Here is a 4837-nt window from a genome sequence, read left to right as displayed (position 1 = left end):
AACAAATATTATTTTCATCATACGCTATGCTCAGATGACGTATTATGTGAAAAAAAAATTGATTTTACAACCCCAAAAAGTGATTATGCATTACATCAAATTCGAAATTTCTTAATAGAGCAGCCTAATGAAATTATAATTTTAAAATTTCAGAACTTTTTAAATCTAACTATCGACGATGACTATGTTGATTTGGTAAATTTACTGGTCACTTATCTGGAATTTAATGACCCAGCTCCCCGAAGTGTTCCTAATGAAACGCTGTGCAAACGTCTTCGACTTTGCACAATTTTTTAATGTTCTTGTAAAATCAAAACCTCTTAAAGTCTCCCGACTTTAAATAACTGTTTTATGAAATTTGATTTTATTGAATAGGGAAGAGGTAACCCATTATTCTTTTGATAGTTTGTAATCTTTTTTGGTTATTTTTGAGAAAATATAAATCGCTAATCCGCCTTAATCAGATGGATATGAGAATGCTTGTTTCGCAATATAGAGGTTATCTGACAACGCTATTTGACTTCACGCCGACAACGCAAACCTAAACTGACCAACATGAAAATTGATAATATATGACACAAGAGAAACAAAAAAAAGATAAAAAGCAGCATTCAGAAAAAATTGAAATCACTTGGAAACAAGCAACTTTAAGACTTTTACGGGAGTTTTGGCTTGCTCTTACCTTATCATTTCTTTGGACAATCACTAAAGTTTTTTTCTATCCAGACAACGATGTAGAGGGGAATCCTCCCAAAAATTTAATTCTGTATGCAATTTCAACTTTTAGCTATGCACTTGCTTTCACGTCATACATTACTGGAAATTTTTGGAGAGTAAAGCGGCAAGGAGCACAAGAGAAAGGAATTTCTAAAACATTGGAGAACATAAGAGAATATTCTTTTCAAACAATAAATTATGTAACAGGAGGAGATAGTTACATTTTTCTAACTTGTGACAAGGGATCTTTACCAGTATTTCGATTACGACAAATGGGACAATATCCAATTCCAAAATTATTGATTGTGATGCATGATGTAGTTGGTGGTGTAAAGGAATATTATCAAATCCCATTTAGCACATCATATGTGTCAGCTCCTATAGATTTTCAAATTCCAACTCTTAATGATGGGGATGAAAAAAGATATAGTATTAATATAATTACTCCTAACGCAGCTATAACGGGCGTTAGACAAGAATATATTCTAAGGAAAAAGGGAGCAATAATCTTTCATGCAAACAAAGCAGTACTTATATTTAATAATCAAAAAATTGTCAATGAGGAAGTTGACAACGGATTTTTAAATGCAGGAGAAGAAAATAATCAACTTTTTCAATATTTTTAACAATAGAATAAATACCAAGCTACGCAAATGTCTTCGACTTTGCGTAATTTGGTTATGTTCTTGTAAAATCCAAACTTCTTAAAGTCTCCCGACTTTAAATAACTGTTTTATTTAATTTTTTTTTATACTTATAATTTTTTTAATAATCGATCGCGCCTTCAAAAAAATATGTTACTTTTGTAAAATCATGAATGAGGTCGCCACAATATTGGGTATTATTAGCTCCTTCGCATCCATCACTCTCTTTTGTTTGGATGAAAAAATTTCAGGTTTATTTAAAAAAAATCAATAATTTTTTATACTTTTGCACCCCGCTTTTTAAATGTAAAAATCATTTGTAAATCAATGGTTTACGTGTATCTTGCCCTTGATTCTCAGAAGTGTTTTTATAAGTTGCTATGCGTTGATTTTTGACTTCACACCTCAGCTATTCGAAGTTCTCACAGGCTGGCGAGATTGTCACGACAGGGTGGAGTAGCCAAAAAGATATAAAAAAAAGTAATTTAATTACTTTTTCACTACTTTTGTGGTAATTAAAATACATAAAAAAAAACCACCAGCACCGCAAACAGGGTCTAGTGGTATAAAGTAAATTACTTTTTACAAGCAAGAACTAGTTTTCTAACTTGTTTTACTAGTTGTGTCACCTGTGCTAAAGCCAGTGACCAACATAAAATAATTAGTATTTTCATCTCTTAGAAAATAAAAAAGGGTTAGACATCATTTCTAGCACTCTAAAACCAAAAGTGACCGCTTTTGGTTTTTTTATACCCTATAAATGCTAGTCTTTATAAAGTATATTACAAATGTAAATTAATGTTTTTTATTTTTTATTATCAATAATAACAATCAAATTTTAGGTTACACAATTTGCAAATCTCCTTACACTTATAAAGATAAATTTTATGAAAAATCGTATTTAAAAAATGATTGTTAAACTATTCAAATTAGCAAAATATATGCAACGAGATAATATCGAGAAATCATTATGGAACAATTATCAATAGTCATCCTTTATAAGATAACTATCTATTTCCATGTCAAAAATATTATCTTCAACAACAACTTGTTTGAATATTTCTACTTGAATCTCTGCGTCAAGTTCTTCTTCATTCATAGATTGTGCATTGGCAATATAAAGATTCCATGACATCAAATCAATTTTATCTTGATGTTCAAATAATAATTTTGCAAGTTCCAATTCTGATGCCGATACTTTTATTAGAGTACTCCATTTATCAAAGCCTGCAATATTGGCAATTACATGTTGTGCGTTCATGAGGGTAAAATTTTCCTCATCGATATCAAAGTCTGAAATGATATCATAAATTTGAAAGTACTTCGGCGTGTACTCGTACTGAAAACTGCCTATCGTTTTGTCAATAAGAGGAGTTTGAGTCTTGAAATCTCTGTGTAGATTTTTTGATTGAAGTTTAAAGTAGTCAATAGCGTTCATAATATAATCCTTTAGTTCAAAGATTATTATCCTGAGATTGCGTTCGTATACTGTGGTCGGATAATAAGCTCTGAAGGTTATATTATCTAGTTATTGGTTGATAAAATCTTTGCACGAACGAGCAGGCATACCAAAAACACCTGATGCAAATATAAAAATTCCATTCAAATTATTCTTTAATAGTCTAATTTTTTTCCTTTGTTTAAAAATAAAAGTTATGCTTGACAGCCTGTAACTGCAATTGTGGAGATTTCGGTAGCCCCCCGATTACGAAGTGTTCTCTTAAAAAACTAAACTGCTTGCTGCGCAAACGTCTCCGACTTTGCGCCAGTTTTTTTATGTCCTTATAATCCTAAATCTCTCAAAAGTCTCCCGACTTTTTTACAAAACGTTTTTAAATGGCAATAAACACAAATACGCTATATTTATAAAAAACTTGATATGAAAGAAGGGTATGTAATTCGAGATCAAACTTTACCACATTTTATAACTTCAACAGTTGTAGACTGGATAGATATTTTTACAAGGCAGACTTACAGAGATATCGTAATTGAAAGTTTAGCTTATTGCATTAAAAATAAAGGAATGCTTTTGTACGGCTATGTAATTATGAGCAATCATATTCACTTGATTATACAATCAGAAGAAGGAAAACTATCGGATTTGATAAGAGATTTTAAAAAATTTACCGCGAAAAATATTCTCAAAAAAATTCAAAACAACCCTGAAAGCAGAAAAGAATGGATGCTTGAACGGTTTAAATTAGCAACACAAACTCATTCAAGAAATAAAGAATATCAATTTTGGCAATACGGAAATCATGCAGAAGAAATTTATTCAAACGAATTTATGTGGTCTAAATTAGATTATATCCATTTAAATCCGGTTAGGTCAGGCCTTGTTGCAAGAGCATCAGAGTATATTTATTCAAGTGCAGGCAATTATGTTAATGATTCGGGATTGCTTAGTATAGAAAAAGCAGATAATCCTGTGGTCGATGTATTAAACCCTAAGTCATTTACAAAATATAATTTGTATTAATTTTGGTTTAAAGTCGGAGACTTTTACAGGCAGCATTGGGGCTCATACGAGATTTTAAAGTGGCGCAAAGTCGGAGACGTTTGCGCAGCGTTGTAAAGGAACACTTAGGAGAGCTGGGAACGTTGGCAGTAATGAACGTGCGTAATGCATAACTAAAACACAAGAGCAGATGAAAAAACAAAGATTACTTAATATTGTATATTCGATAATTTTATTCTTTGTATTGTCTACAATTTGGTATTTAATATATCAAGCTCAGTTTTTACCATATGATGAAAATTGGGGCTGTTTAATTCAAGCGTTTTTGATTTCTGTCTGTTCCTTTTTTCTCTTAATTTTTTTGTGGTCAAATTGGAAGACAATAATCTTGGATTGTAAATGGCAAACAACATTGTTTTTACTATTTGCTTCTCCAATAAGTGTTGTCGGTATTGTCTTTAATTATGAATTTTTCTTTGGAACTACTTTAAGTGTGTGAAAATAGAAGCACTACTGCCAACAGCCCCTCCCCGCTCCCGCACGAATCCTTTCGTGTGTGCTTTTGAATCCGAACTCACCCCAGCTTCTCGAAGTGTTCTTAATCAAACGCTGTGCAAACGTCTTCGACTTCGCACATTTTTTTTAATGTTCTTGTAAATTCAAAACCTCTTAAAGTCTCCCGACTTTAAATAACTAACTGCTTGTGCAATTACTTATTGAGAAGAGTAGAGGTAACTAAAAATTCTTTGATGCTTTGTAATCTTTTTTGGTTATTTTTGAAAATATATAAACGTAACAAACATTTGTATATACACCCAATTTCGGATAGATCATTACTACTTTGTAGTACATCAAATGAGGTTTCGCTCGAAAAAAAGAAAAGAGAAAAACAAAAGTCAGTTTGCACTCTATGAAAAGGTAGAAAATGTGCATAGTTGTAGTCCCGGATTAGCAGTAATAACTTTTAAATAGAAAGTCATGCTGAAGAAAAAGATTAGCTGCTGAAATACCTTCTTGT

General features: G+C 31.5%; 4 protein-coding genes. 3 read left to right on the top strand and 1 reads right to left on the bottom strand.

The features are described 5' to 3' along the window. Together JE46_RS24385 and JE46_RS23720 are read left to right on the top strand one after the other, a co-directional pair. Positions 1 to 297 (top strand): PI-PLC domain-containing protein (locus tag JE46_RS24385; protein WP_031457781.1); only part of this gene is annotated, 297 nt, incomplete at its 5' end. A 275-nt stretch (positions 298 to 572) separates the two neighbouring features. Continuing rightward, a complete protein-coding gene (locus JE46_RS23720) occupies positions 573 to 1343 on the top strand; it encodes a hypothetical protein (protein WP_031457780.1) in 771 nt (256 codons plus the stop codon). Positions 1344 to 2343: 1000 nt separating this feature from the next. On the opposite strand, the gene JE46_RS23715 is transcribed toward JE46_RS23720, so the two are convergent. After that, positions 2344 to 2799, bottom strand: coding sequence for a hypothetical protein (locus tag JE46_RS23715; RefSeq protein WP_051873012.1), 456 nt, complete (start codon positions 2797 to 2799; stop codon positions 2344 to 2346). Between the two features lie 441 nt (positions 2800 to 3240). Here JE46_RS23715 and JE46_RS23710 point away from each other — a divergent pair, with 441 nt between their 5' ends. Continuing rightward, positions 3241 to 3840: an REP-associated tyrosine transposase gene (locus JE46_RS23710; protein ID WP_031457778.1), complete on the top strand. Its 600-nt coding sequence runs from the start codon at positions 3241 to 3243 to the stop codon at positions 3838 to 3840. Positions 3841 to 4837 lie beyond the last annotated feature (997 nt).

The sequence above is a fragment of the Flavobacterium chungangense LMG 26729 genome (genome assembly GCF_000735715.2).
Taxonomy (GTDB): domain Bacteria; phylum Bacteroidota; class Bacteroidia; order Flavobacteriales; family Flavobacteriaceae; genus Flavobacterium; species Flavobacterium chungangense.
The sequence above is the reverse complement of the archived record's forward strand: the minus strand, read 5'-3'. Positions and strand labels throughout refer to the sequence as shown.

What these genes read in the sequence shown, in the direction of transcription:
- JE46_RS23720 (WP_031457780.1), top strand. Translation starts at nt 573, where the DNA reads ATGACACAAGAGAAACAAAAAAAAGATAAAAAGCAGCATTCAGAAAAA.
- JE46_RS23715 (WP_051873012.1), bottom strand. Translation starts at nt 2,799, where the DNA reads ATGAACGCTATTGACTACTTTAAACTTCAATCAAAAAATCTACACAGA.
- JE46_RS23710 (WP_031457778.1), top strand. Translation starts at nt 3,241, where the DNA reads ATGAAAGAAGGGTATGTAATTCGAGATCAAACTTTACCACATTTTATA.